Here is a 26,163-nt window from a genome sequence, read left to right on the forward strand (position 1 = left end):
ACTTTTTTATCTTGACGGAGGCAACATGGAATTCCAGATGCTGGAAACCGAAACGAACGGCACCATCATCAAGGTGGTCGGAGTAGGTGGCGCTGGCGGCAATGCCGTTCAGCACATGATCAACAAAGGCGTGCAAGGCGTCGACTTCATCGTGATGAACACGGACGCGCAGGCACTGTCGCGTTCGCGCGCGACCGCGGTGATCCAGCTCGGCAACACGGGTCTGGGCGCCGGCGCGAAGCCGGAAATGGGCCGCGCCGCTGCTGAAGAAGCACGCGAGCGCATCGCCGACGCACTGCGCGGCGCGCACATGGTGTTCATCACCGCGGGCATGGGTGGCGGCACCGGCACGGGCGCCGCACCGGTGGTCGCGCAGATCGCCAAGGAAATGGGCATCCTGACCGTCGGCGTGGTCAGCAAGCCGTTCGAATTCGAAGGCGGCAAGCGCATGCGCGTCGCGGAAGCCGGTTCGCAGCAACTGGAGGATCACGTCGACTCGCTGATCGTCGTGCTGAACGACAAGCTGTTCGAGGTGATGGGCGACGACGCCGAGATGGACAAGTGCTTCCAGTGCGCTGACGACGTTCTGAACAACGCGGTTGCGGGTATCGCTGAAATCATCAACGTCGACGGTCTGGTGAACGTCGACTTCGAAGACGTGAAGACCGTGATGGGCGAGCAGGGCAAGGCGATGATGGGCACGGCGACGGTCGCCGGCGTCGATCGCGCGCGCCTCGCGGCCGAGCAGGCCGTGGCGAGCCCGCTGCTGGAAGGCGTCGATCTGTCGGGTGCGCGCGGCGTGCTGGTCAACATCACGTCGAGCCGTTCGCTGCGTCTGTCGGAAACCCGCGAAGTGATGAACACGATCAAGAGCTACGCGGCGGAAGACGCCACGGTGATCTTCGGCGCGGTGTACGACGATGCGATGGGCGACGCACTGCGCGTGACGGTCGTTGCAACGGGTCTGGGCCGCGCGGCGAAGAAGCAGCAGTCCGCACCGATGACGCTGCTGCGCACTGGCACCGACAACCAGCCGATCGCCGCGATGCAGCATGCGGCGTACGCGCCGGCGGCGGCGCAGGCGAGCACGGCCGACTACGGCGCGCTGGATACGCCGGCAGTGTGGCGCACCTCGCGCGACACCGCGGCATCGCACGTGCAGGCGCTGCAGGAAAAGGGCGTCGATACGTACGACATCCCGGCGTTCCTGCGCAAGCAGGCGGACTGAGCGCGCGAGCAGGCTTTCGTTGCCGCGCTGCGGTAGGACGCAGGGCAGCGCTGGCGGACGAATGCACGAGCGTGGCGGGTGAACGGCGAGAAGGTCGCGTATCGTCAGATTCGCGGCAGGGGCAACTGCCCTCTGCAAAAAACGCGAAGCGGACGGCACGGCTGCCGCCGGATTTCACTGCGACACGAGAACGTGCGAGCGTGCTTCGCATCGATGCAAAGGACTGAGCATGATCAACGCAGGTGACAAGCTGCCCGACGCGACGCTCTTCGAATATGTCGAAGACGGCCGGGCGGGCTGCACGATCGGACCGAACAATTTCGACGTGCGCGGGCAGACGGCGAACAAACGCGTGGTGATCTTCGGATTGCCGGGCGCGTTCACGCCGACCTGTTCGGCCAAACATGTACCGGGCTATGTCGAGCATGCCGAGCAGTTGCGCGCTGCCGGCGTCGACGAAATCTGGTGCGTGTCCGTCAACGACGCGTTCGTGATGGGCGCGTGGGGACGCGATCAGCACACCGCGGGCAAGGTGCGCATGATGGCGGACGGCAGTGCGGCTTTCACACGGGCGCTCGGTCTGGAGCAGGATCTGTCGGCGCGTGGGATGGGAATCCGTTCCCAGCGCTATGCGATGGTGGTCGACGACGGCGTGGTCAAGACGCTGAACGTCGAAGCCGCCGGCAAATTCGAAGTCAGCGATGCAGCGAGTATTCTCGCGACGTTGCGCTAGTTGCGGGCGTTACGCCTTCGCCTCTCGCTGCGCGCATCTGTCGCGTGGCGCTGCGGCAACGGCGCATAAGACGCTTTTGTGACAGGCCGTTACGCGGGCCGATGACCGGAAACGCCTCCGTTCCGGCGCATCGGCCCGTCACGCTTTCCTTCGCGGTGCCCAGGGGTAATTCAGCGAAACAGATTGATACGTTCCCTGGAAGGACGCTCGTCTGGGGAATGGAGTATAATTCGGGCTATGGAATAAAAAGTCCCGATTGGGATTTTCAATCGAACAGAAGATCACCATGTTGAAGCAGCGCACTATCAAATCGATCGTCAAGACTGTCGGCATCGGCCTGCACTCGGGCCGTAAAGTCAATCTGACGCTCCGTCCGGCGGCGCCGGATACCGGCATCGTATTTTCGCGCGTGGACCTGGCCACTCCGGTGGACATTCCCGCGTCGGCGATGGCAATCGGCGATACGCGGCTCGCTTCGGTGTTGCAAAAAGACGGCGCGCGGGTGTCGACCATCGAGCACCTGATGTCCGCCTGCGCGGGTCTTGGCATCGACAATCTGTATGTCGACGTGACCGCCGAGGAAATTCCGATCATGGACGGCAGCGCGGGTTCGTTCGTGTTTCTGATCCAGTCGGCCGGCATCGAAGAGCAGAACGCGCCGAAGAAATTCATCAAGGTCACGAAGCCGGTGGAAATCCGCGACGGCGACAAGTTCGCGCGTCTCGATCCGTACTTCGGCTTCAGGCTCAAGTTCACGATCGACTTCCGTCATCCGGCCGTCGACAAAACCGGCCAGGCGCTCGAAGTGGATTTCGCCAACACGTCGTATGTGCGTGAAATCGCGCGCGCGCGTACGTTCGGCTTCGCGCATGAAGTTGAAATGATGCGCGAGCTGGGTCTGGCGCGCGGCGGCAGCATGGACAACGCGATCGTGCTCGACGAGTACCGCATCCTGAACAACGACGGCTTGCGTTACGACGACGAGTTCGTCAAGCACAAGATGCTCGACGCGATCGGCGACCTGTATGTGGTCGGCCATCCGCTGCTGGCTTCGTACACTGCGTACAAGTCGGGTCATGGGCTGAACAACGCGCTGCTGCGCGAATTGCTCGCACACGAGGACTCGTACGAAATCGTCACCTTCGACGACACGCAGAAGGCGCCGCGCGGCTTCGCGTACGAAACGCAGACGGCATTCGCATAACGCTTGCGGCAACGCGGCGTCGACAAGAGAAACGGCCCTTTCGGGCCGTTTTTTTCGTTCAGTGAATTTCGCTCAGCGCGTGCGCCGATGTCGGGCCGCCATGCGCGCTAGCGCTTCTTGCAACGGCGACGGTTCGAGCGATTCGCTCAACGCCTGCAGCGCGGCCGCGCCAACAGGCGTCATACGCGCCTGTTTGATCGGCGGCGGCTCCTTGATGGGCTGCGGCCGCACGCGAATTCTCAGCGCGTGAACCTGCCAGCCGCGTTGCTGCAGGTCCGACAACAGCCGCGGTTCGAGATGGCGCAAGCGCGCGGCGAGCGCATTGTGCGCGGCGAACAGCGCCAATACACCTTCCTTGACGAAGCCCGGCTCGACGCTGGTTGCGAGATAGTCGGGCAGCAGTTCGCGTAAATCCTTCTCGAGCGCGGCGATCTGCTCGACGCCCGCGCGCAGCGCCGCGAACGCGTCCGTGCGGCCGAGTACTTCGGCGACGGGCTGCGGCCGGCGCAGGTCGAACTGCTTGGGCTGCCTTGAAAAGGACGGAAAACGGCTCATGTTTGGAAGTGACGACGTGAGCGCACCCGATGTGCGCCAACGTCGCGATTGTACCGCGCGGGCACTGCGCGAAACCGTCCGGCGAGCTGCCGCGGAGGGCGGCAGACGGGCCGGAAACGGCCTGCAGCCGTCACGCCGTCGACACGAGCGCGGCCGAAGGCGCGTGCTAAAATGCCCGATTCGAATTCACTCTTGGACTAAGCGGCCGAGGACTTTCCGACCCAGACGCAGGTGTGCGCCATCGCATGCCGCGAGCCAGCCGAAGCCGCGACGCAGACACCGATCCGATGACCACCGGTTTTCTACAGAAGATTTTTGGCAGCCGTAATCAACGGCTAGTCAAGCAATATCAAAAGACCGTCGCGGCGATCAATGCGCTCGAACCGCAGATCGAGCAATTGACGGACGAACAGCTGCGCGCCAAAACGGGTGAATTCCGCCAACGCGTCGCGAGCGGTGAGTCGCTCGACAAGCTCCTGCCCGAAGCTTTTGCCGTCTGCCGCGAGGCCAGCAAGCGGGTGCTGAAAATGCGCCACTTCGACGTGCAGCTGATCGGCGGCATGGCTCTGCACTACGGCAAGATCGGCGAAATGCGCACCGGCGAAGGCAAGACGCTCGTCGCGACGCTGCCCGTGTATCTGAATGCGCTGTCGGGCCGCGGCGTCCACGTGGTCACGGTCAACGACTACCTCGCGCAGCGCGACGCCGAATGGATGGCGCGTCTGTACAACTTCCTCGGTATGTCGGTCGGCATCAACCTGTCGCAGATGGAGCACACGGCGAAGCAGCAGGCTTACGCCGCGGACATCACGTACGGCACCAACAACGAATTCGGCTTCGACTACCTGCGCGACAACATGGTCTACGAGACCGACGCGCGCGTGCAGCGTAGCCTGAACTTCGCGGTCGTCGACGAGGTCGACTCGATTCTGATCGACGAAGCGCGTACCCCGCTGATCATCTCCGGCCAGGCCGAAGATCACACCGAACTCTACGTGCGCATGAACGCGCTGCCGCCGCTGCTCGAGCGCCAGATCGGCGAAGAGAAGGCGGACGGCACCGGCGTCGAGAAGCCGGGCGACTACACGCTGGACGAAAAGGGCCGTCAGGTGTTCCTGACCGAGTCGGGCCACGAAAAGGCCGAGCGTCTGCTCGCCGAGTGGGGCCTGATCGGCGAGGGCGAAAGCCTGTACGCGCCGCAGAACATCACGCTGATGCACCACGTGTATGCGGCGCTGCGCGCGCACACGCTGTTCTTCAAGGACCAGCACTACGTGGTGCAGAACGGCGAAGTGATCATCGTCGACGAATTCACCGGGCGTCTGATGGCGGGTCGCCGCTGGTCGGACGGTCTGCACCAGGCGGTCGAGGCGAAGGAGCACGTGAAGATTCAGAGCGAGAACCAGACGCTCGCCTCGATCACGTTCCAGAACTACTTCCGCATGTACGCGAAGCTCGCCGGCATGACCGGTACGGCCGACACTGAAGCGTACGAATTCAACGAGATCTACGGCCTTGAAACGGTTGTGATCCCGACCAACCGTCCGCCGAAGCGGATCGACAAGCAGGATCAGATCTACAAGACCGCGAAGGAGCGTTATGACGCGGTGATCCGCGACATTCGCGAGTGCTACGAGCGCGGTCAGCCGGTGCTGGTCGGCACCACGTCGATCGAGAACTCGGAGTTGCTGTCGCATCTGCTGAAGCAGGCCGGCTTGCCGCACGAAGTGCTGAACGCGAAGCAGCACGCGCGCGAAGCGGCGATCGTCGCCGAAGCGGGCCGTCCGCAGCGCATCACGATCGCCACCAACATGGCCGGCCGCGGTACCGACATCGTGCTCGGCGGCAACGCGGAAAAGCAGGCGCTGTTCATCGAGCAGGACGAAACGCTGTCCGACGCGGAAAAGCAGAGCCGCATCCAGAAGCTGCACGACGAATGGCAGACGCTGCACGATCAGGTGAAGGCCGCCGGCGGTCTGCACATCATCGGCACCGAGCGTCACGAGTCGCGCCGGATCGACAATCAGCTGCGCGGCCGTGCCGGCCGTCAGGGCGACCCGGGTTCGTCGCGCTTCTATCTGTCGCTGGAAGATCCGCTGCTGCGCATTTTCGCGGGCGACCGCGTGCGCGCGATCATGGATCGCCTGAAGATGCCGGAAGGCGAGGCGATCGAAGCGGGCATCGTGTCGCGTTCGATCGAATCGGCGCAGCGCAAGGTCGAGGCGCGCAACTTCGATATTCGTAAGCAGCTGCTCGAATACGACGACGTATCGAACGACCAGCGCAAGGTGATCTACCAGCAGCGCAACGAACTGCTCGAAGCGAACGACATCACCGAGACGATCACCGCGATGCGTCACGGCGTGGTCGCCGACCTCGTGCATCAGTTCGTGCCGGCGGGCAGCATCGAAGAGCAGTGGGACGTGCCCGAGCTCGAAGAACTGCTACGCAACGACTGGCAGCTCGATCTCGCGATCCAGGAAATGATCAACGAGTCGAACTCGATCAACGCCGACGAGATTCTCGAAGCGGTCGAAGCGGCCGCGGACGAAGCGTACGAAGCGAAGGTCGAACTGGTCGGTCGCGAATCGTTTAGCGGCTTCGAGCGCTCGATCATGCTGCAGACGCTCGACCGCGCATGGCGTGAACATCTCGCCGCGCTGGATCATCTGCGCCAGGGCATCCATCTGCGCGGCTATGCGCAGAAGAATCCGAAGCAGGAATACAAGCGCGAGGCGTTCGAACTGTTCGCCGCAATGCTCGACGCGGTGAAGCTCGAAGTCACGCGCATCGTGATGAACGTGCAGATCCAGTCGCCGGAGCAGCTCGAAGCGGCCGCCGAGCAGATCGAAGAGCAGGGCGGTCATCTCGTCGACAACGTCGAGTTCCGCCATGCCGAGTTCGCGGAAGCCGCCGCGCCGGTCGCGGCCGAAGCCGCTGCCGCGATGATCGGCGACGCGATGAGCCACGGTCACAGCGCGACGCCGCAGGCCGCGGTGCACGTGAATACCGACAACGTGCCGAAGGTCGGCCGTAACGACCCCTGCCCGTGCGGCAGCGGCAAGAAGTACAAGCAGTGCCACGGCAAGATCGCGTAAAGCCGACACGGCGCGCTCCCGGGCGCGCCGCGTTGTTTTGCGCGCCGCTTGGCCGTTGATTTCGCAGGTGAGCCGGCAACCCGCCCGGCTCATCCGTTCTGTTTCCTCAATGCCGGCTCCCGCCGGCATTTTCTTCGACAGGTCGCGACCATGGCTGTCAACTTTCCCTCGATCGATCCCGCTCAACTGCACCCCGTCGCCGGCGTCAAGCTCGGCTGGGCGGAAGCGAACATCCGCAAGCCGAACCGCAAGGACGTGCTGATCATTTCCGTCGACGAAGGCGCGACGGTCGGCGGCGTGTTCACGCAGAACCGCTTCTGCGCGGCGCCCGTGACCGTTTGCCGCGAAAACCTGCAGCGCGTGCGCGCGGGCGGCAAGCCGATTCGCGCGCTAGTGGTGAACACCGGCAACGCGAACGCGGGCACCGGCGAGCCGGGCCTCGCGGCGACCCGCGAGACCTGCGCGGAACTCGCGCGTCTGACGGACCTCGCGCCCGAGCAGGTGTTGCCGTTCTCGACCGGCGTGATCCTCGAACCGCTGCCGGTCGATCGTCTGAAGGCCGGCCTGCCGGCTGCGCTCGCGAACCGCAAGGAAGCGAACTGGTTCGACGCCGCGCAGGCGATCATGACCACGGATACGCTGCCGAAGGCCGCTTCCCGCCAGGTCACGATCGACGGTCATACGGTCACGCTGACCGGCATCAGCAAGGGCGCGGGCATGATCAAGCCGAACATGGCGACCATGCTCGGCTTCCTCGCGTTCGACGCGAACGTCGCCCAGCCGGTGCTCGACGAACTGGTCAAGCACGTCGCGGACCGCTCGTTCAACTGCATCACGATCGACGGCGATACGTCGACCAACGATTCGTTCATCCTGATCGCATCGGGCAAATCGAGCCTGCCGGCGATCACGTCCACCGCTTCGCCCGCTTATGCAGCGCTGCGCGACGCGGTGACCGAAGTCGCCCAGACCCTCGCGCAACTGATCGTGCGCGACGGCGAAGGCGCGACCAAATTCATGACCGTGCAGGTCGAGGGCGGTTCGAGCGCCGGCGAATGCCGCCAGATCGCGTATGCGATCGGCCACTCGCCGCTCGTCAAGACCGCCTTCTATGCATCGGATCCGAACCTCGGCCGCATTCTGGCGGCGATCGGCTATGCGGGCATCGATGATCTCGACGTCGGCAAGATCGATCTGTATCTGGACGACGTGCTGGTCGCCACCGCCGGCGGCCGCAATCCGGCCTACCGCGAGGAGGACGGCCAGCGCGTGATGAAAAAGAGCGAGATCGGCATTCGCGTGGTACTCGGCCGCGGCGATGCGCAAGCCACGATCTGGACCTGCGATCTGTCGCACGACTACGTCAGCATCAACGCCGACTATCGCTCGTAACAGGTTCAATGCGCGGCTACGGGCCGCCTACTCAACATGGACAAACTCGAACAGTTTCTGACCCGGGCCGAAGCCGTGCTCGGCCGCCTGGAAGCGATGCTTCCGCCCGCCGCGCCGGAGATCGACTGGTCTGCCGCGATTGCGTTCCGCTGGCGCAAGCGCCAGGGGCGCGGCTATCTGCAACCGGTGCCGGCGATTTCGTCGATCACGCTCGACGACCTGCAGAATATCGATCGCCAGAAAGGGCTGATCGAACAGAACACCCGCCAGTTCGTGCGCGAGCAGCCGGCCAACAACGTGCTGCTGACGGGCGCGCGCGGTACCGGCAAGTCGTCGTTGATCAAGGCGTGCCTGAACGCGTTCGCGCGGGACGGGCTGCGTCTGATCGAAGTGGACAAGGACGATCTGCACGATCTCGGCGACATCGTCGACCTGATCGCGCAGCGGCCGGAGCGCTTCATCGTGTTCTGCGACGACCTGTCGTTCGAAGACGGCGAGTCGGGCTACAAGGCGCTGAAGGTCGCGCTCGACGGCTCGGTCGCCGCGCAGTCTGACAATGTGCTGATCTACGCCACGTCGAATCGCCGCCATCTGCTGCCGGAGTACATGAGCGACAACGAGACGTACAAGCACACGTCGGACGGTGAGATTCACCCGGGCGAACTGGTCGAGGAAAAGATCTCGCTTTCTGAGCGTTTCGGGCTGTGGGTCAGCTTCTACCCGTTCAAGCAGGACGACTATCTGACCATCATCGCGCACTGGCTGCGCCATTTCGGCTGCGACGACGCCGAAATCGAGGCGGCGCGCGGCGACGCGCTGGTGTGGGCGCTCGAACGCGGATCGCGCTCGGGGCGGGTCGCGTGGCAGTTCGCGCGCGACTGGTCCGGCCGCAAGACCTCGGCATGAGCGACGCGGGTAAAAACGGCGCGGGCCGTCCGGTCACGGAAGTCGCGGTCGGCGTGCTGGTGCAGCCGGATGGGCGCTATCTACTCGCGCAGCGTCCGGCCGGCAAGCCGTACGAGGGCTACTGGGAGTTTCCGGGCGGAAAGCTGGAAGCGGGCGAATCGGTCGAGGCCGCGCTCGCGCGCGAGTTGCACGAAGAGTTGGGGATCGAGGTCGAGGCTTGTCATCTGTGGCATACGCTCGAACACGATTATCCGCACGCCTATGTGCGGCTCTTTTTCTGCAAGGTGACGCAGTGGTCGGGCGAGCCGCATGGCAGGGAAGGTCAGGCGTTCGTATGGCAGAGCCTGCCCGCTGACGTGGCGCCGTTGCTGCCGGCGACAATTCCGGTGCTGGAGTGGCTCGCGGCCGAGAAGAAGTAATCCGCAGGCTCAGACAGAACACGCGGTAGTGTGCATTGCTCGGGCAACGTACGCTACCGCGTGATCTTTTTGGGACGCTGGTTTCGCGGAAAGTGGGCGTCAGTGCAACCCGCTCAATGCGGGTTGAAATCGCTGCGCGGCGGCTCCTCATCCGAGGAAGCCCCTTCCTGCTCATTGCCGCCGATCTTGTATTTCGCGGCGGCCCATGCGCCGAGATCGATCTGCTTGCAGCGCTCGGAGCAAAACGGACGGAAGCGGCTTTCGGGAGTCCAGCGGACATCTTTACCGCAGGTAGGACATTTGACGACGGTAGGCATACGGTCGGACGGTCAATCGCAAACGGAACAAGTAACGAATATAGGGCTATTTCGCGCGGCTTCAAAGGCGCGTTGCCCGCAAGCCGCGGCGGGCTTGCGAAGCCGGCGGCGCTCTACAGACTGCAGAGCGTGAGCTGGAACGGCACGTCGATATCGACCGCGCGCGGGCGCAGATCGCTTTCCTGCACGGTGAAGCGTACCCACAGCATGTATTTGTTGGCGCTCGCTTCGGGGATCACGCGCAGTTCCGGCGCCACGCGAACCTGCATCAATTGATACGAGCGGCCGGATAGCATCTGCTGATAGCTGCCTTGCATCGCCATCACCTTCGATGCCTGACCCGATTCGCGCGCGAGGCGCAGCACGATGGTGGCCGCGTCGCGCAACGGCAGCAGCGGCGTCACCCATTTGGCGATGTCCTGACGGCGTTGATCGGGATGCAACTGTTGCCACGCGTAGTACGACGGCAGATCGAATTTACAGGTCCCGCCGGGAATGATCGCGCGGCTGCGAATGCTCGCGAGCCACTCGTTGTCTGCAAGATGCTGGCCGGTTTTGCCCTGCATTTGTGTGAGCCCGGCGAGCGTCTGTTCGATTTCGCCGAGCACCGCTTCGAGCGCGTTCTGCTCGATGCCGGGATTGCCGCGAAACGGCGCGAGCGTTTGCCGCTGGCGCTCGAGTTCTTTCATCAGATCGGATTTCAGATCCGCACGGCCCGCAACTTCGGAGATTTCGAACAACGTGGTCAGCGCGACGTGATGTTCCCTGGCGTCTTCCTGAGTCAGAAAGAACGTGAAGCGCTCGAACAGATCTTCGAGGCGCAACAGCGTCCGGATTCGCTCATTGAAGGGATACTCGTAAAGGATCAAGCGGGGTCGCCTCGGGCGTGGTCGGTGACAGGAATGCAAAACATTCTAATGCCGTGGGACTACCCAAGCAATCACGCACTTTTTCGGCGCGCTTTCGCAACTTTTTTCGTCAGTTCACGGTGTTCTGCGCGGTTCGGCTCGGCTTGGGGCGCAAAGTTCAATGCGCGCGCCGGCTGCGCTTTATCCCTGCGCGAGCGACAGATAGAGCTCGTGCATCGCGGCCACCTGCGCCTCGAGTTCTTCGAACGGCATGTTTTCGTTGAAGATCACTTCGGTGGCCGCGGCGAGGCGCGCTTCGCGCGTGGCCTGACGCGCGATGATCGCGAGCACCTCGTCGCGGCTGAAACCGTTGCGGTTTATCACGCGTGCGATCTGCGTCTCGACCGTGCAATCGACGATCAGCACGCGATTCACACGGTCCTTCCACGTACCCGACTCGACCAGCAACGGCACCACGACGATCACGTAAGGCCCTTGCGCTTCGCGCTGCTCGCGTTCGGTTTCCGCGCGAATCAGCGGGTGGGTGATCGCTTCGAGACGCTTGAGCGCGGTCTCGTCGCTAAATACCAGCGAGCGCATCCGTGCGCGATCGAGCGAGCCGTCGGCGGCGACGAACTCCTCGCCGAACTCGGCGGCGATATGCGGCATCGCGATTCCCTGCGGCGCGGTAATCCGATGCGCGATCACGTCGGTATCGACGAGCGTCACGCCGCGGATCGCGAACAGATTGGCAACGGTCGATTTGCCGCTGCCGATACCTCCGGTTAGTCCCACCACGAACATGTTTCAGCCTCCCAAGGCAAGGTAGAGCGGGGTGCCCACGAACAGCGTCAGCGCACCGCCGGCCGCGAGAAACGGCCCGAAGGGCAGCGGCTCCTCGAAGCGCATGCGGCCGCGCCACGTGGCCGCGAGCCCGACCACGGCGCCGGCTACCGCGGCGATCAGCACGATTTGCGGCAGCGCGGCCCAGCCGAGCCATGCACCGAGCGCGGCCAGCAGCTTGAAGTCGCCGTAGCCCATCCCTTCGACGCCGCGCACCAGCAGGAACAGCCAGTGCACGGCCCACAGCGCGAGATAGCCGACGATCGCGCCGAGCACCGCATCGTGCAGATTCGTGAACATGCCGTTGAAATTGACGATCAGGCCGGCCCACAGCAGCGGCAGCGTCAGCGAATCGGGCAGCAGGTGCGTGTCGATATCGATTGCGCTCATGGTCAGCAGCATTGCGCCGAGACCGAATGCGGCGAGCGCCATCGAAGTGGGGCCGAACACGACGAGCGCGGCGGTCGCGAAGGCGGCGCTGGCGAGTTCGAGCAGCGGATAGCGCAGGCTCACGTGGGTTCCGCACGCGGAGCAGCGGCCGCGCAACAGCAGGTAGCTCAGTATCGGCAGGTTTTCCCACGGGCGCAGCACGTGGCCGCAATGCGGGCAGGCGCTGCGCGGCACCCACAAGTTGTAGCGCGCGGGCAGTCCGTCGGCGGAAGGTGCCGCGTCGGCGGCATCGGTGGCTTCGCTGATTTCCGCGCGCCACGCACGTTCCAGCATGATCGGCAGCCGATGCACCACCACGTTCAGGAAGCTGCCTATCACGAGGCCGAACACGATCGCGAACGCGATCTGCACACCGGCGGGCAGGCTGGCGAACGCGAGGCCGATCTCGCTTGTGAAGCGTGCCGGCAATAAGCCCGAGAACAGGCTGGAAGAGGTTTCTGACACGAGCGGAACAGGAGCTTGCATGGTAAGGGGATTGGGTTCGGCTGGATGCTACACCACGTTGCCGAGTTGAATAATGGGCAGATACATCGCGATCACGAGGCCGCCGACCAACGTACCGAGCACGCTGATCACCAGCGGTTCGCACAAGCTCGACAGCGTGCCGATCTTTTCGTCCACCTGACGATCGGCGAGCGACGCGACGTCGAGCAACATGCTGTCGAGCGCGCCCGATTCCTCGGCGACCGCGACCGGCTGCACGACCTCGGCGGGAAAGCACTGCGCGGCCCGCATCGCCGCGGCGAGCCGTTCGCCGTGCCGTAGCCGGGCGGCAATGCCGGCTGTCGCGCTATCGAACGACGCGTTGCCGGTTGCGTGAGTGAGCGAGTCGAACGCGTCGGCGAGCGGAGTGCCGGCCGCGAGCAGCGTGCCGAGCGCGCGGCTCCAGCGCGCCGCGCAGAGCGTGCGCAGAAGCGGACCGGCCACCGGCAGGCTCAGAGACGCGCGCGCGAAACGGATGCGCGCGTTGGTCGAGCGCCGCAGGATGCATGCGAGCAGGGAGCCCGCCGCGCCCATCAGCACGAGCAAGGGCACGCTCCAGCGCGCCGCGCCGGCCGATAACGCGAGCACGAACTGCGTCGGCGCGGGTAACGTCGCGCCGAAGCTGTCGAAGATCTGTTTGAAGGTGGGCACGACCCACACCAGCAACGCCGCTGTAATCGCGACGGCGAGCAGCAGGATTGCGACCGGATAGGTCAGCGCGGCGCGCACTTTCGCGCGCTGGGCGGCCGCGCGTTCGCGGTCGTCGGCCAGACGGGCGAGCACGGTGGCCAGCGCGCCCGCCGCTTCGCCGACCTCGACCAGCTGGCAGTACAGCGTGTTGAATTGCGCCGGATGCCGTTGCAGGGCCGCGGAAAATCGCAGGCCGGCGGTGATGTCGCGGGCGAGGGCGCCGACGATGCGCGGCATTCCTTGCCGCCGGCCCGCTGACGAGGTCGACGCTGGCGCTTGGGCGAGCAGTTCGAGCGAGGGCGCGAGCGGCAGACCCGCGCGCAGCAGACTCGCGAGTTGTCGCGTGAAGCGCGTGACCTCGGCCGCGCGCGCTTGCGGGCGCGGGGCCGGACCTTGCGTCGAAAGATCGACGATGAAGAGGTCGTCACGTTTGAGCATGTCGCGGGCGACGCTCGCGTCCGGCGCGATCAGCGTGCCGCGTTGACGCGTGCCGTCGGCGCTGACGCCGCGCCAGCGAAAGCGCAACTCGGTCGCAACGGGCGGCATGACGGGCGGCGCGAGGGAGGCGGTGCTCATGCGACCTCCGTGGCGGCGAGCGCCTCGGCGAGACTGGTGGTGCCGTCGCGCACGCGCGCCAGCGCGGCGTCGCGCAACGTCGCGACCTGTTCTGACTGAGCGAGGCGAGCCAACTCGTGCACGCCCGCGCCGGCGACGATCAACTCGCGCATCGCCTCCGACACTGGCATTACCTGATGGATACCGACGCGCCCGCGATAGCCGATGCCGTGACACGCGGCGCAGCCGGTCGCCGCATACGGCTGCCAGCCGTCGAGCTGCGCTTCGGCAAAGCCCGCGGCCCGCAGCGCCGCCGCCGAATGCGGCGCGGGCGCGCGGCACGCGACGCACAGCCGCCGCACCAGCCGTTGCGCGGTCACCATGCGCAGCGCGGCCGCGAGGTTGTACGGCTCGACGCCGATGTCGATCAGCCGCGCGATCGCCGCCGGGGCGTCGTTGGTATGCAGCGTGGACAGCACGAGGTGGCCGGTTTGCGCGGCTTTCACCGCGACGTCGGCGGTTTCGCTGTCGCGGATTTCGCCGACCATGATTACGTCCGGGTCCTGGCGCAGAAAAGCACGCAACGCGACCGCGAACGTGAGTCCCGCCTTCTCGCGCACGCCGACCTGATTGATGCCGGCCAGCTGAATCTCCGCCGGATCCTCGACCGAGCACAGATTGCGCGCTTCGTCGTTCAGCAGATTCAGAAAGCAGTACAGCGACAGCGTCTTGCCGCTGCCGGTCGGTCCGGTGACCAGCATCAGTCCGTGCGGCGCGCGGATCGCGGCATCGACGGCGTCGCGCTGTTGCGGGTCGAGTCCGAGCGAGTCCAGTGAAAGATCGCTGGGCAACGCGTCGAGCCGCCGCAGTACGAGCTTCTCGCCGAACAGCGTCGGCAGCGAATTGACGCGGTAGTCTTCGAGCCGCCCCGGCGACGTCGCGATCCGCAGCCGCCCATCCTGCGGCACGCGCCGCTCGGCGATGTCCAGCCGGGCGAGCACCTTTACCCGGGTGACGAACGCGTCGCGAAGATGTGCGGGCGGCCGCGGGAGTTCGTGCAGCACGCCGTCGATACGCAGACGCATCCGCCAACCGTGCTCCGCCGGTTCGATGTGGAGGTCCGACGCGTTACGCCGCGTTGCTTCCTGCAGCGTGTCGGTTAGCAGACGTACCGCGGGTGCCGTATCGACTTCGCTCGGATTGGCCGCATTGTGCTCGCCGCTGAACGCGACGGGACGCGGTGACGCCGTGGTGGAAGGAAAAGACGTTTGCATGAGAGACCGGTGATGAGCCGCCTGTGAATCGGGACGGCTTCATCTTCCGGCGATCGGCGGCTGAGCGCCATTCGGCCGTTCGGCTAATGGCGCACAGGGCCGGCTTGTGTGAAGCTGGGTACTGGGCCAAGCGGCAGCGCCCGCAGCCACGCGGTTCAGCCCGCGCGGACTTTATTACCCTTGCCGCGCGACGCCGGTCGGAACAGCTTGACGGTGCGGATCGCCTGATCGTCGCTGCGCATCACTTCGAGTTTGACGTCGCCGATTTGCACGCAGACGTCGCCGTCGGGGATGTCTTCGAGGATTTCGAGAATCAGGCCGTTGAGCGTTTTCGGGCCGTCGGTCGGCAGCGCCAGTTGCAGCCAACGGTTCAACTCGCGCAGCGGCATGCTGCCCGCGACGATGCATTCGCCCGCTTCGTTCCAGCCGCCGCGCGAACTCGCGCTGCGCGGAATCGACGTGGTGAATTCGCCGATCAGCTCCTCGATGATGTCCTCCGGCGTGACGAGGCCTTGCAGTTCGCCGTATTCGTCGACGACGAGCGCGATGCGGTGGCGGCTCTCCTGGAAGTACTGCAGTTGCTGGAACACCGGCGTGCCGCTCGGCACGAAGTACGGCTCCGCGAGCAGCTCGCGTAGCGTATCGCGCTCGAGCTCCTGGTTGTGCAGCCCGGCGAGCGTCTTGCGCACATGGAGCACGCCGAGCACGCGGTCGATGTCGCCCTGATAGACGATCAGTTTGTTGTGATAGCAGGTTTCGAGTTGATGCAGGATCTGTTCGAACGGCGCGTCGAAGTCCAGCGCCTCGATGCGGCGGCGCGGGATCATCACGTCGTCGACGGTGATGTTTTCGAGGTCGAACAGGTTCAGCAGGATGCTGCGGTGTTTGGTCGGCATGAAGCTGCCGGATTCGAGCACGATGGTGCGCAGTTCTTCGGTGGAGAGCCGCTGTTCGCGCGCGCCCTTCGTATTGATGTGCAGCACACGCAGGATGCCGGTGGCGAATAGATTGACGAACCAGATCAGCGGCCTGCCGACGCGCATCATCGGTCCGATCAACAGGCTCGCGGGCAGCGCGATTTTTTCCGGGAACGTCGCGCCGACGATCTTCGGCGTGATTTCCGCGAACACGATGATCAGGAACGCGACGATGCCGGTCGCGATCGACAGCACGAGGTTATTGCGGCCGAACGTATGCAGCGCAATCGACGTGGTGAGTACCGGGATGATCGTGTTGAAGAGGTTGTTGCCGATCAGGATGACGCTCAGCAGTTGATCGGTGCGCGCGAGCAGCCCTTGAGTGGTTTTCGCGCCAAGCGCGTTTTTACTGGCGAGATGTTTCAGTCGATGGCGGTTGAGCGCCATCATCGCTGTCTCGGAAATGGAAAAGAAGGCGGAGCAGATGAGCAGCAGAAAGACGGCGCCGATCTGCGCCCATAAGGGAAGTTGTTCCACGCGTCGTGAAAAATGAGGGAAAGGATGGAGAGAATATAGCAGAGGGACTTGCGCGTACCGCCGTGGCGGCGGACTGGCGGCCCGGCTAGCTTGGGCCGGCAGCAGCCTTGCGGTCGACCGTCACGAAGGAGATTGCATTGCGGCGCCGGGAGAAGCGCACGGAAAAATTGCCGCGCAAAAACAAAAAACCGCCGAGCATCGCTGCGGCGGTTTTTGAACCCTGATCTAACAAGGAGAATCTGGTCGGGGTGAGAGGATTCGAACCTCCGGCCTCTACGTCCCGAACGTAGCGCTCTACCAGGCTAAGCTACACCCCGATTTGGTACTGCTGACTCGATTCAGACTAATCCGGCGTTTCAGTCTTGTTCAAGACTGTCTTGCCGTCGAGTAAGAACATAATTCTAGCAGGCTCTCTTTGAAAATGGAATGGGGAAATGAAGAAATTGCTACGGCTGCTGCTTGAGCTTCCTGTTTCGCACATTCCAGCGTGTGGTCGAGCGCGCCCGATTGCGTGATCGCATCGAAAATCGTGTCGAAACGGTCGGTGCCGCCTTGCTCGATCGCTTCGCGCGCAAGCGCCGACTGTTCGGGCGTGCCGCGTTCGATCAGATAGATCAGCGGAAGCGTTGGTTTGCCTTCGCGCAGGTCGTCGCCGGCGTTCTTGCCCATCGATTCGGCGGTGCCGGTGTAGTCGAGCCAGTCGTCCATGATCTGGAACGCGGTGCCGATGCGACGGCCGTATTCAGCGGCGGCCGCTTCGGTCTTCGCGTCCGCACCGGCGAGCACCGCGCCGAGCTGGGCCGCTGCTTCGAACAGCTTCGCTGTCTTATAGCGGATCACCTGCATGTAGCGGGCTTCATCGACGTCCGCGTCGTGCATGTTCAGCAACTGCAGCACTTCGCCTTCGGAGATGATGTTGGTCGCTTCCGACAGAATCTCCATCACGCGCATCTTGCCCACCCCGACCATCATCTGGAACGAGCGCGAGTAGAGGAAGTCGCCGACCAGCACGCTGGCGGCGTTGCCGAATAGCGCGTTGGCGGTCTGGCGGCCGCGCCGCAGATCGGATTCGTCGACCACGTCGTCATGCAAAAGCGTCGCCGTATGGATGAACTCGACGACCGCCGCCAGTTCGTGCCGGTGTCCCGTCTTGTCGCCCAGCGCGCCCGCCACCAGCAGGAGCAGCGCGGGACGCAGCCGCTTGCCGCCGGCACTGATGATGTACTCGGAGATCTGATTGATCAGCATCACGTCCGACGCAAGACGTTGCCGGATGACGCGATTGACCTGCTGCATGTCTTCGGCGATCGGAGCAAGCAGGTTGGCGACGTTGGGAGAGGAGGTGGCGGTCGACGACATGATGGCTGAATTGGGTAGTGCCGCGAATTATAAGGCGAGCGGGCCATTTCCGGGTCGTTTGACTGTGGCGCGGCTGCTTTCCGGGCGGCGGTTGCGACGGACGTCGGGGTTGCGCGCGGGGTGTCAGAAGCCGCTCGTGGCGTCCGGTGGCGGCTCGCCACGGCGGCGGGAAAGGGGGCGCGGCGGCCCCGGCCGCTTGCTAAGTGGTCTTTGACCGTGAAGCTAACTCTATGTATAATCGAGGGTTTCCGCGCGCGGTGCGTGGAAAAAATGAACACAGAGTGAGGTTCTCAATGTACGCGGTCATAAAAACCGGTGGCAAGCAGTATAAAGTTGCCGTCGGCGAAAAACTTAAAGTAGAACAGATACCGGCAGACATTGACGCTGAAATCACGCTCGACCAGGTTCTCGCAGTGGGCGAAGGCGAATCGATTAAGTTCGGTACGCCGCTGGTCAGTGGGGCTTCCGTCAAGGCTACCGTCGTGTCGCAAGGTCGTCACGCAAAAGTGACCATCTTCAAGATGCGTCGCCGGAAGCACTACCAGAAGCATGGCGGCCACCGCCAGAACTACACCGAACTGCGCATCGACGCGATCAACGCGTAAGCGCACCGGTTAAGGAGCACATCAAATGGCACACAAAAAGGCAGGCGGATCGTCCCGGAACGGCCGCGACTCCGAATCGAAACGCCTCGGCGTGAAGGTTTACGGCGGCCAGGCTATCAACGCTGGTGGCATCATCGTGCGTCAGCGCGGTACGCGTATGCACGCTGGTGAGAACGTCGGCATGGGCAAGGATCACACCCTGTTCGCGCTGAAGGACGGCCACGTCCAGTTCTCGACCAAGGGCGCGGCGAAGAAGCACACCGTTTCCGTCGTCCCGGCAGCCTGAGTTTAATCAGGCACGGGCTTCAGGACCGGAAAAAGGCCCCGCGAAGTTCGCGGGGCCTTTTTTATTGCGGCGCGCTGTAGCGCGCAGTGGCCGCGCAGCGCATATCGGCGACCGCCATATGCCGCTCGGTCGATTGATCAACGCGCGGCGCGCGCGGCAAAATAGCGGAATCAGGTTGGCAGCATTCCAGCGTCACCTCTGCAGCACAATCAGGCAGTACAGATCAGGCAGTACAAATCAGGCAGTACTACGGGACGGAGTTACGCATGAAGTTCATTGACGAAGCGAGGATTGAAGTCATCGCCGGCGACGGAGGGGATGGCAGCGCGTCGATGCGCCGCGAGAAATTCGTTCCGTTCGGCGGCCCCGACGGCGGCGACGGCGGCCGCGGCGGCAGCGTGATCGCACTCGCCGATCGCAATATCAATACGCTGATCGACTACCGCTACGCGAAAAAGCACCTGGCGCGCAACGGCGAAAACGGCCGCGGCTCCGACTGCTATGGCAAAGGCGGCGACGACATCACGTTGCGCATGCCGGTCGGCACGACGATCACCGATATGGAAACCGGCGAGCTGATCGCCGATCTGACCGAGCACAACCAGAGCGTGCAGATCGCGCAGGGCGGCGCCGGCGGTCTTGGCAACCTGCATTTCAAGTCCAGTACCAACCGCGCGCCGCGTCAGAAGACCGACGGCAAGCCGGGCGAGCGCCGCATGGTGCGCCTCGAACTGAAGGTGCTGGCCGACGTCGGTCTGCTCGGCATGCCCAATGCCGGCAAGTCGACGTTTATCTCGTCGGTGTCGAACGCGAAGCCGAAAATCGCCGATTACCCGTTCACGACGCTCGCGCCGAATCTCGGCGTGGTGCGCGTCGGGCCGAGCCGCAGTTTCGTGATCGCCGACATTCCGGGTTTGATCGAAGGCGCGGCGGAAGGCGCGGGCCTCGGCCATCAGTTTCTGCGTCACCTGCAGCGCACGGGCCTGCTGCTGCACATCGTCGACATCGCGCCGTTCGACGAATCGGTCGACCCGGTCGCGGAAGCGAAGGCGATCGTCAACGAACTGCGCAAATACGACGAACTGCTGTACCAGAAGCCGCGCTGGCTCGTGCTGAACAAGCTCGACATGGTGCCTGAGGACCAGCGCGAAGCACGCGTCGCGAGCTTCCTCGAAGGCTTCGGCTGGGACGGCCCAGTGTTCGAAATCTCGGCGCTGACCGGTCAGGGCTGTGAGAACCTTTGCTACGCGGTGTTCGACTATCTCGCAGAGCACTCCGACGCGCAGCGCGCGGCCGAAGCCGAAGATCTCGCGTCCGACGTGCGCTTCCGTGAAGGGGCGGACGCGGCGCGCCCGGCCGGCGACTCCAGCACCGAACCGCAGGAATAAAACTCGAGCGCCGGCGGCCAGCGGCAGCTGCCGGTATGCATCAGGGGTCATCTTGGGAGACAGCGCACAATGCGTTCCGTCATCGCAGATTCACGGCGATTGGTAGTCAAAGTCGGCTCGAGCCTCGTCACCAACGACGGGCGAGGCCTCGATCATGCGGCGATCGGCCGTTGGGCCGCGCAGATTGCCGCGCTGCGCGCGCAGGGTAAGGAGGTCGTGCTGGTCAGCTCGGGCGCGATTGCCGAAGGCATGCAGCGGCTCGGCTGGACTAAGCGGCCGCGCGAGATCGACGAATTGCAGGCGGCCGCCGCCGTCGGCCAGATGGGGCTCGCGCAGGTGTACGAGAGCCGCTTCGCCGAGCATTCGATCCAGACCGCGCAGATCCTGCTGACACACGCCGACCTCGCCGACCGCGAGCGCTATCTGAACGCGCGCTCCACGCTGCTGACGCTGCTGCGTCTCGGCGTCGTGCCGATCATCAACGAGAACGACACGGTCGTGACCGACGAAATCAAGTTCGGCGACAACGACACACTCGGCGCGCTGGTTGCCAACCTGATCGAAGGCGATGCGCTGATCATTCTCACCGACCAGCAAGGCCTGTTCACCGCCGATCCGCGCAAGGACCCGAGCGCGACGCTCGTGCAGCAAGCCGATGCCGGCGCGCCGGAGCTCGAAGCGATGGCCGGCGGCGCGGGTTCGAGCCTCGGCCGCGGCGGCATGCTGACCAAGATCCTCGCCGCCAAACGCGCGGCGCATAGCGGTGCCAATACGGTGATCGCGAGCGGCCGCGAAGCAGAGGTGTTGCTGCGGCTCGCGGCGGGCGAGGCGATCGGCACGCAGCTGATCGCGCGGACCGCGCGGATGGCGGCGCGCAAGCAGTGGATGGCCGATCACCTGCAGGTGCGCGGCCACGTCGTGATCGACGATGGCGCGGTCGAAAAGCTGACCGCGGGCGGCAAGAGCCTGCTGCCGATCGGCATCGTCGGCGTGCAGGGCGCGTTTGCGCGCGGCGAGGTGATTGCGTGCGTGAGCGCGCAGGGCCGGGAAGTCGCGCGCGGTTTGACCAATTACAGCAGCGCGGAAACCAAGCTGATCCAGCGGCGCCCGAGCGGCGAGATCGAATCGGTGCTCGGCTATATGCTTGAGCCGGAACTGATTCATCGCGACAATCTCGTGCTGATTTAACGATTCTTCGGACCCGCGAAGAGCATCGATGAGAAGCAGAAGGCTGTAAAAAAGCCGTTCCAGCGCGGGCTGGAACGGCTTTTTTTCGTCCACAGGCGGCGCGCACCGAGTGTCGCGCGCCGTCACGACAACAGCGTCAGTGAATCAGCGACGTCTGCGTGCGCTTGTAGCGAATGTTATGCACGATCTGCTTCGCACTGCCGAGCGGAATCTTGTTCGCGCACATGTAGTCCTGATACAGCGCAGCCTGATACGCATTCAACGCGCCGTTTTCGATCCGCGAAAAATCGTTGGCGACGGTCCGGTCCCAATCGTCGTGATCGGCGTTAAGGGCCGCGTACTGACGCCATTCGTAAGTGTCGCAACGAATGCCCTGATAGCTGACGTTGCGCGCGCCACCCGGGCTCGTGACCACCACCGTATAACGTACGACACCGTCGTCGCCGACGCTGAGCGACTTCGGATCGATCGCAAAGTGCAGCGGCGTATTGCCGGAAACTTCGAACGGCAGCAGGTTCGCGTCCGTCGGCAGTGTCGGCAATGTGTCCACCTTGTTTTCCACCCAGGTGCCCTTGCGGTCCAGCAGATACACGAACGCGCTGTCGTCGTTATTGCTCGGTTTGCCTGCGCTCGAACAGCCTGCCAGCAAGGCGCCGGTGGCGACGCACGCCGCGGCGAGTGCAAATGCTTTCAATCTGATTCCCTCAAAAGACGGGCGCGGCTCGAAAGCCGCGCCGGAGAGGGGCGGCTGGACAGCCGCCCGGAATGGTTAATCGCGCACGCTCCGCCCGATTTGCGGGTCGGCGGTTTCGTCGGCCGTTTCGTGCTCGTGCTCGGGGCTTAGCTGACCCTGACCACCGGCACCGCAATCCGGCAGAATCAGCACGCGCGTCGAAGTCTCGACGCTGACCGAACTCACGGACACGACCGTAGTGACCGTGCTTACCGTGGAATCCGGCGGGCTTTGCATCGACGACGCTACCCGGGGATAGCGCGATCCATGATGCCCGCCAGGTTTTTCCGCACGCGGCGCAGGCCGGCGCATGAAACGGGACAGCTCCGTCAGCGCCAACTGATACACATCCCGCTTGAACTCGATCACACAGTCGAGCGGCACCCAGTACTCGTTCCAGCGCCACGCATCGAACTCGGGGTGGTCGGTGGCGCGCAAGCAGATGTCGCAGTCGCGTCCTACCATCCGTAGCAAGAACCAGATTTGCTTCTGGCCGCGGTAATGACCGCGTACTTCACGCTTGATGAACTTGTCAGGCACCTCGTAACGCAACCAGTCGCGCGTGCGACCGATCACCTTGACGTGCTCAGGCAGCAGTCCGGTTTCTTCGTGTAACTCCCGATACATCGCTTGCACGGGGGTCTCACCGTATTTGATGCCCCCTTGCGGAAACTGCCAGGAATGTTCACGGAGCCGTTTGCCCCAAAACACCTCGTTGTGCGCGTTCAAGAGGATGATGCCGACGTTCGGGCGAAAGCCTTCACGATCCAGCATACAACCACCTTCGAATCCTTTAAAATTGCTTTGATTATAAACAGATAACGGACCCTACGCACCGAATCGCATAAGAATGGAGCGATTAGCCGCAATCGGCCCGTGTTTGCGGTAGCCTGTCGGTTTCCCGTGCCCGATCCCTTATGAGAAAGGCTTTGCGCGGCGATCACAGCGCCGTGCCCGGTCAGCGCGCGGCGCCGGTCGAGCGAAGCGCGCCGGCCGCGCAACGGATCCGTGTCGATTTTCCCAACGTTTTCACCTTTTCGGGCGCTCCTTCCGGAGCCGCCGCTTTTGGATAATCTGAATGAAAGCCTCCCGTTTCTTTATCGGCACCTTGAAAGAAGCGCCCGCCGACGCCGAAATCATCAGCCACAAGCTCATGGTGCGCGCGGGCATGATCCGTCGCGTGGCCGGCGGTATCTATAACTACCTGCCGATCGGCCTGCGCTCGATCCGCAAGGTGGAAGCGATCGTGCGCGAGGAAATGAACCGGGCAGGCGGGGTCGAACTGCTGATGCCGGCGGTGCAGCCGGCCGAACTGTGGCAGGAATCGGGCCGCTGGGAAAAGTACGGCCCCGAGCTGCTGCGCTTCAAGGACCGCAAGCAGGCGGACTTCGTGATGGGCCCGACGCACGAGGAAGTCGTCACCGACATCGCGCGCAATCAGATCAAGAGCTACCGTCAGCTGCCGGTCAACTTCTACCAGATCCAGACCAAGTTCCGCGACGAAATCCGTCCGCGTTTCGGCGTGATGCGCGGCCGCGAGTTCATCATGAAAGACGCGTACTCGTTCGATAAGGACGCCGAAGGTCTGCGCGAGTCGTATCGCAAGATGTACGACGCGTACGTGCGGATCTTCACGCGCCTCGGTCTGGACTTCCGTGCGGTCGCGGCCGACAACGGCTCGATCGGCGGGAGCGGCTCGCATGAGTTCCACGTGATCGCCGAGACCGGCGAAGACGACATCGCCTATTGCCCGACCTCGGAGTTCGCCGCGAACGTCGAGGCCGCCGAAGCGCTGCCGCTGCTCGCCGAGCGCGCGGCGCCGGCCGAAGAGCTGAAAAAGACCGCGACGCCGGGCAAGGCGAAGTGCGAGGCGGTCGCCGAACTGTTGAACATTCCGCTCGAACGCACGATCAAGTCCGTCGTGCTGGCCACCGAGAACGAAGGCGCGCCGGCCACCATCTGGCTGCTGATGCTGCGTGGCGATCACGATCTGAACGAGATCAAGGCGGCCAAGCTGCCCGGCCTCGCTAATTTCCGCATGGCGACCGAAGCCGAGATCGTCGAGACCTTCGGCACGCCGCCGGGCTATCTCGGCCCGATCGGCACGAAGAAGCCGGTCAACGTGATCGCCGACCGCACGGTCGCGAACATGAGCGACTTCGTGGTCGGTGCGAACGAAGTCGACTATCACATCACCGGCGTGAACTGGGGCCGCGATCTGCCGGAGCCGGTCGTCGCCGATATCCGCAACGTGAAGAAGGGCGATCCGTCGCCGGACGGCAAGGGCGTGATCGACATCTGCCGCGGCATCGAAGTGGGTCACGTGTTCCAGCTCGGCACCAAGTATTCCGAAGCGATGAACGCGACCTGCCTCGACGAAACCGGCAAGCCGCGGCCGATGGAAATGGGCTGCTACGGCATCGGCGTCACGCGTATCCTGGGCGCCGCGATCGAACAGAACTTCGACGACAAGGGCATCATCTGGCCGGAATCGATCGCGCCGTTCGAAGTCGTGCTGTGCCCGATGGGCTATGACCGCAGCGACGCGGTGCGCGAGCAGGCCGACAAGCTGTACGCGGAACTGGCCGCCGCAGGCATCGACGTGATCCTCGACGATCGCGGCGAGCGCCCGGGCGTGATGTTCGCCGACTGGGAGCTGATCGGCGTGCCGCATCGTCTGGTGATCGGCGACCGCGGTCTGAAGGACGGCAAGCTCGAATACCAGGGCCGTCGCGACACCGAAGCGATGCTGCTGCCGGTCGAGAGCGCCGCTCAAACGGTGATCGACAAAGTGCGCGCGGCACTCGCGCGCTAAGCGGAGCGGACAGTGGAGTACACCTTCCTGTCCGCGACCGTGCTGCTGATCCTGATCACCGATCCGCTCGGCAACATCCCGCTGTTTATCAGCTGTCTGCGCGGCGTGGCGCCCGAGCGGCGCACGGTCGTGATTCTGCGCGAGGTCGCAATCGCGTTCGCGATCCTGCTGCTGTTCATGGTGCTGGGGCAGGGCTTCCTGCGGATCATGAGCCTGTCGGACCAGTCGTTGGGGATCGGCGGCGGGATCGTGCTGTTTCTGATCGCGCTGCGGATGGTGTTTCCGCATCCGGACGGGCCGTTCGGCAGCGACGCGCGCGGCGGCGAGCCGCTGATCGTGCCGCTCGCGATTCCGGCGCTCGCCGGGCCGTCGGCGTTGGCGACCGTGATGCTGTTGAGCTCGCAGGCGCCGGGCAAGACCTTCGAGTGGATCGGCGCGCTGACGGTCACGATGATCGTCTGCGCGATCGTGCTGATGCTGGCCGAGCGGATTCAGGCGTGGCTCGGCGAACGGATGATGGCCGCGTTCGAGCGGCTGATGGGACTGGTGCTCGTCGCGATTTCTGTCGAGATGATGCTCGGCGGCATCCGCTCCTTCGTGCACAAGCTGTGATATGAAGAACCGGCTGCCGACGCAGCCATGAAAAAAGCGGCCAGTTTTAAAGCTGGCCGCTTTTTTTGCCGGCGGGGAAGCCGGCATGCCGCGCTACGGCAACTTCAAATGGCTCGGCGCGCCGAGCCGAGCCGAGCCAATGAGGCTCACGCCGCTCACGCGCCTTCGGTCAGTGCGCGGATAGTCGGCAGATTGCGCCAGTATCCCTTCGCATCCATCCCGCAGCCGAACACATAGCGGTCCGGTACTTCGAAGCCGCAATAATCGGGGCGCAGCGGCTTCGCCTTCGGAATGATCTTCTCGCACAACACCGCGGACAGGAAACGCTTCGCGCCCATCGCGAGGATCCGGTCGCGGATCGCGGCCATCGTCTCGCCTTCGTCGAGGATGTCGTCGAGCACCAGCACGACGCGGTCCTTCACCGACTCGGCCGGCGCGACGCGCCACTGCATCTCATTGCCGCCCTTGGTGGTGTTGCGGTAGCGGGTCAGGTGGATGTAGTCGAACTCGAGCGGGAAATCGAGGTGCGGCAGCAGCATGCCGGTGAACACAGCGGCGCCGCCCATCACTGACAGCACGAGCGGGAAGTCCTCGCTCATCTCGTCGCGGATGGCGCCCGCCATGCGCACGATCGATGCATTGACGTCCGAGGCCGAAACGATTTCTTCGGAGTGTTGAAAAACATGGAGGGCTTCTTCGCGGTTCATGACGTCTGACGGGCGGTAACT

General features: G+C 64.1%; 26 protein-coding genes and 1 tRNA gene. 13 read left to right on the forward strand and 14 right to left on the reverse strand.

Translation table 11 applies throughout. The features are described from left to right. The first annotated feature begins 25 nt into the window (after positions 1–25). From ftsZ to lpxC, 3 genes are all read left to right on the forward strand, one after another. On the forward strand, positions 26–1,228 hold the full coding sequence (ftsZ, locus tag LJ656_RS15015) for a cell division protein FtsZ (RefSeq protein WP_075302958.1): 1,203 nt from the start codon (positions 26–28) through the stop codon (positions 1,226–1,228). A gap of 229 nt (positions 1,229–1,457) precedes the next feature. Then, positions 1,458–1,961: a peroxiredoxin gene (locus LJ656_RS15020; protein ID WP_230510205.1), complete on the forward strand. Its 504-nt coding sequence runs from the start codon at positions 1,458–1,460 to the stop codon at positions 1,959–1,961. A 286-nt stretch (positions 1,962–2,247) separates the two neighbouring features. Then, positions 2,248–3,165, forward strand: a complete 918-nt coding sequence (gene lpxC, locus LJ656_RS15025) for a UDP-3-O-acyl-N-acetylglucosamine deacetylase (RefSeq protein ID WP_230510206.1) — start codon at positions 2,248–2,250, stop codon at positions 3,163–3,165. A 72-nt stretch (positions 3,166–3,237) separates the two neighbouring features. Here lpxC and LJ656_RS15030 read toward each other — a convergent pair whose 3' ends face one another. Continuing rightward, positions 3,238–3,720, reverse strand: a complete 483-nt coding sequence (locus tag LJ656_RS15030) for a DciA family protein (protein WP_230510207.1) — start codon at positions 3,718–3,720, stop codon at positions 3,238–3,240. Between the two features lie 287 nt (positions 3,721–4,007). On the opposite strand from LJ656_RS15030, the gene secA reads away from it, so the two are divergent. The 4 genes from secA (at position 4,008) to LJ656_RS15050 (ending at position 9,535) form a co-directional block, all read left to right on the forward strand. Continuing rightward, positions 4,008–6,818, forward strand: a complete 2,811-nt coding sequence (secA, locus tag LJ656_RS15035; protein WP_230510208.1) for a preprotein translocase subunit SecA — start codon at positions 4,008–4,010, stop codon at positions 6,816–6,818. A gap of 150 nt (positions 6,819–6,968) precedes the next feature. Then, on the forward strand, positions 6,969–8,210 hold the full coding sequence (gene argJ / locus LJ656_RS15040) for a bifunctional glutamate N-acetyltransferase/amino-acid acetyltransferase ArgJ (protein ID WP_230510209.1): 1,242 nt from the start codon (positions 6,969–6,971) through the stop codon (positions 8,208–8,210). 36 nt (positions 8,211–8,246) lie between these two features. Next, positions 8,247–9,116: an ATP-binding protein gene (locus LJ656_RS15045; protein WP_230510210.1), complete on the forward strand. Its 870-nt coding sequence runs from the start codon at positions 8,247–8,249 to the stop codon at positions 9,114–9,116. Further along, the gene (locus LJ656_RS15050) at positions 9,113–9,535 is read left to right on the forward strand and encodes an NUDIX domain-containing protein (protein ID WP_230510211.1); all 423 of its coding nucleotides are present in this window, start codon (positions 9,113–9,115) and stop codon (positions 9,533–9,535) included. Before LJ656_RS15045 ends, LJ656_RS15050 begins: the two co-directional genes overlap by 4 nt. A 113-nt stretch (positions 9,536–9,648) precedes the next feature. Here LJ656_RS15050 and LJ656_RS15055 read toward each other — a convergent pair whose 3' ends face one another. The 10 genes from LJ656_RS15055 to LJ656_RS15100 form a co-directional block, all read right to left on the reverse strand. After that, positions 9,649–9,852, reverse strand: coding sequence for a DNA gyrase inhibitor YacG (locus LJ656_RS15055; protein ID WP_230510212.1), 204 nt, complete (start codon positions 9,850–9,852; stop codon positions 9,649–9,651). A 113-nt stretch (positions 9,853–9,965) separates the two neighbouring features. Beyond that, the gene (zapD, locus tag LJ656_RS15060; RefSeq protein WP_075302942.1) at positions 9,966–10,721 is read right to left on the reverse strand and encodes a cell division protein ZapD; all 756 of its coding nucleotides are present in this window, start codon (positions 10,719–10,721) and stop codon (positions 9,966–9,968) included. 180 nt (positions 10,722–10,901) lie between these two features. After that, entirely contained in the window at positions 10,902–11,504 is a 603-nt protein-coding gene (coaE, locus tag LJ656_RS15065) for a dephospho-CoA kinase (protein ID WP_230510213.1), read from the reverse strand. A gap of 3 nt (positions 11,505–11,507) precedes the next feature. Beyond that, positions 11,508–12,458 (reverse strand): prepilin peptidase, encoded by a 951-nt coding sequence (locus LJ656_RS15070; protein ID WP_230510214.1) that lies wholly within the window; start codon positions 12,456–12,458, stop codon positions 11,508–11,510. Positions 12,459–12,485: 27 nt separating this feature from the next. Next, positions 12,486–13,742 carry a type II secretion system F family protein gene (locus LJ656_RS15075; protein ID WP_230510215.1) on the reverse strand — a complete coding sequence of 419 codons (1,257 nt, stop codon included), beginning with the start codon at positions 13,740–13,742 and terminating at the stop codon, positions 12,486–12,488. Beyond that, on the reverse strand, positions 13,739–14,995 hold the full coding sequence (locus LJ656_RS15080; protein WP_230510216.1) for a GspE/PulE family protein: 1,257 nt from the start codon (positions 14,993–14,995) through the stop codon (positions 13,739–13,741). The genes LJ656_RS15075 and LJ656_RS15080 overlap by 4 nt, the downstream gene beginning before the upstream one ends. A gap of 155 nt (positions 14,996–15,150) precedes the next feature. Further along, the gene (locus LJ656_RS15085; RefSeq protein WP_230510217.1) at positions 15,151–16,362 is read right to left on the reverse strand and encodes an HlyC/CorC family transporter; all 1,212 of its coding nucleotides are present in this window, start codon (positions 16,360–16,362) and stop codon (positions 15,151–15,153) included. Positions 16,363–16,534: 172 nt separating this feature from the next. Further along, entirely contained in the window at positions 16,535–16,681 is a 147-nt protein-coding gene (locus tag LJ656_RS15090; protein ID WP_230510218.1) for a hypothetical protein, read from the reverse strand. A gap of 8 nt (positions 16,682–16,689) precedes the next feature. Continuing rightward, positions 16,690–16,766 (reverse strand) — tRNA-Pro (locus tag LJ656_RS15095). Between the two features lie 49 nt (positions 16,767–16,815). Next, on the reverse strand, positions 16,816–17,808 hold the full coding sequence (locus LJ656_RS15100; protein ID WP_230510219.1) for a polyprenyl synthetase family protein: 993 nt from the start codon (positions 17,806–17,808) through the stop codon (positions 16,816–16,818). A 293-nt stretch (positions 17,809–18,101) separates the two neighbouring features. On the opposite strand from LJ656_RS15100, the gene rplU reads away from it, so the two are divergent. The 4 genes from rplU (at position 18,102) to proB (ending at position 21,275) form a co-directional block, all read left to right on the forward strand. Beyond that, entirely contained in the window at positions 18,102–18,413 is a 312-nt protein-coding gene (rplU, locus tag LJ656_RS15105; protein ID WP_007180329.1) for a 50S ribosomal protein L21, read from the forward strand. Positions 18,414–18,438: 25 nt separating this feature from the next. Then, positions 18,439–18,699, forward strand: coding sequence for a 50S ribosomal protein L27 (gene rpmA / locus LJ656_RS15110; RefSeq protein WP_008923994.1), 261 nt, complete (start codon positions 18,439–18,441; stop codon positions 18,697–18,699). A 266-nt stretch (positions 18,700–18,965) separates the two neighbouring features. After that, positions 18,966–20,087: an Obg family GTPase CgtA gene (gene cgtA / locus LJ656_RS15115; RefSeq protein ID WP_230510220.1), complete on the forward strand. Its 1,122-nt coding sequence runs from the start codon at positions 18,966–18,968 to the stop codon at positions 20,085–20,087. 69 nt (positions 20,088–20,156) lie between these two features. Next, positions 20,157–21,275 carry a glutamate 5-kinase gene (gene proB / locus LJ656_RS15120; protein ID WP_230510221.1) on the forward strand — a complete coding sequence of 373 codons (1,119 nt, stop codon included), beginning with the start codon at positions 20,157–20,159 and terminating at the stop codon, positions 21,273–21,275. 136 nt (positions 21,276–21,411) lie between these two features. On the opposite strand, the gene LJ656_RS15125 is transcribed toward proB, so the two are convergent. Together LJ656_RS15125 and LJ656_RS15130 are read right to left on the reverse strand one after the other, a co-directional pair. Beyond that, complete coding sequence (locus LJ656_RS15125) at positions 21,412–21,969, reverse strand: CNP1-like family protein (RefSeq protein WP_230510222.1); 558 nt, start codon at positions 21,967–21,969, stop codon at positions 21,412–21,414. A gap of 75 nt (positions 21,970–22,044) precedes the next feature. Beyond that, complete coding sequence (locus LJ656_RS15130) at positions 22,045–22,782, reverse strand: RNA pyrophosphohydrolase (protein ID WP_230510223.1); 738 nt, start codon at positions 22,780–22,782, stop codon at positions 22,045–22,047. Positions 22,783–23,086: 304 nt separating this feature from the next. Here LJ656_RS15130 and LJ656_RS15135 point away from each other — a divergent pair, with 304 nt between their 5' ends. Together LJ656_RS15135 and LJ656_RS15140 are read left to right on the forward strand one after the other, a co-directional pair. Further along, a complete protein-coding gene (locus tag LJ656_RS15135) occupies positions 23,087–24,823 on the forward strand; it encodes a proline--tRNA ligase (RefSeq protein ID WP_230510224.1) in 1,737 nt (578 codons plus the stop codon). A 12-nt stretch (positions 24,824–24,835) separates the two neighbouring features. Then, positions 24,836–25,435, forward strand: a complete 600-nt coding sequence (locus tag LJ656_RS15140; RefSeq protein ID WP_230510225.1) for a MarC family protein — start codon at positions 24,836–24,838, stop codon at positions 25,433–25,435. A 155-nt stretch (positions 25,436–25,590) separates the two neighbouring features. Here the strand turns inward: LJ656_RS15140 and LJ656_RS15145 are convergent, their stop codons facing one another. Then, complete coding sequence (locus LJ656_RS15145; protein WP_230510226.1) at positions 25,591–26,142, reverse strand: hypoxanthine-guanine phosphoribosyltransferase; 552 nt, start codon at positions 26,140–26,142, stop codon at positions 25,591–25,593. Between the last annotated feature and the right edge of the window lie 21 nt (positions 26,143–26,163).

Origin of the sequence: Paraburkholderia sejongensis (assembly GCF_020880815.1) — a bacterium.
In the GTDB taxonomy this organism is placed as follows: Bacteria; Pseudomonadota; Gammaproteobacteria; order Burkholderiales; family Burkholderiaceae; genus Paraburkholderia; species Paraburkholderia sejongensis.